Source organism: Aeromonas sp. Y293-4 (assembly GCF_027705905.1).
In the GTDB taxonomy this organism is placed as follows: domain Bacteria; phylum Pseudomonadota; class Gammaproteobacteria; order Enterobacterales; family Aeromonadaceae; genus Aeromonas; species Aeromonas veronii.
On the sequence record NZ_JAPDCI010000075.1, the window covers coordinates 1 to 917 of the forward strand.

The 917-nt window shown below is 53.0% G+C and carries 1 protein-coding gene; it reads right to left on the reverse strand.

The genetic code is table 11. The features are described 5' to 3' along the window. A partial coding sequence (locus tag OKC31_RS21625; RefSeq protein ID WP_270657747.1) for an AadA family aminoglycoside 3''-O-nucleotidyltransferase occupies positions 1–806 on the reverse strand: 806 nt, incomplete at its 3' end. Positions 807–917: the final 111 nt, after the last annotated feature.

A 917-nucleotide genomic window follows, 5' to 3' on the forward strand; every position in this document is an offset into this window, starting at 1 on the left:
TTAGACATCATTGGCGTGGAGCCGAGCAGACTGGCGGCTTCGTGCTTCACAAAGTAAATGAACGCAGTCAACTGATCAGCGCGTGAGGCCAAGCAATCCATCCCTTGTCCAAGGTAAGCCTGCTGGGCTTCAAGCAGCACGGGCTGATGTTGGACGGGCAGGCGTTCCATTACCCAGTTGGCAGCTACATCCTTCGGCGCGATCTTGCCGGTTGCTGCGCTGTACCAAATGCGAGACAAGGTAAGCACTACATTCCGCTCGTCGCCTGCCCAATCCGGTTGTGAGTTCCATAGTTTCAAGGTGTCGGCCAGTGCTTTGAATAGATCGCTTTCCGGGACTGGGTTGAAGAAATCTTCCGCGGCCGAACCTGCCAAGGCAAGGCTGTGTTGCCTTGCTTTAGTTAGCAGAATAGCCAGATCAACATCGGTTGTCGCGGGCTCGAAGATGCCCGCAAGAATGTCCTTGCGCTGCCACTCCCCGAATTGCAGTTCCCGTCTGGCTGGATAACGCCAAGGAACAACATCGCCGTACACGACGATGGTAACTTCCAAGGCACGGAGAGCTTCACTTTGGCCGGGAGAAGCGGAAACTTCCAGGAAATCTACGAACAGAGCCTGCCGCACAGTCTCATCGAGCTGTGCAGTCACAGTAACCAGCAAATCAATATCACTGCATGGCTTCAGGCCACCGTCGAGTGCAGAGCCGTACAAATGCACGGCCAGCAACGTCGATCCCAGATGATGCTCGATGACGTTGAGTGCCTGTGATAGCTGTACCGAAATCTCGGCGGGCACTGCGTTGCTCATGATGTCTAACTCCCAATTTGTGTAGGGCTTATTATGCACGCTTAAAAATAATAAAAGCAGACTTGACCTGATAGTTTGGCTGTGAGCAATTATGTGCTTAGTGCATCTAAC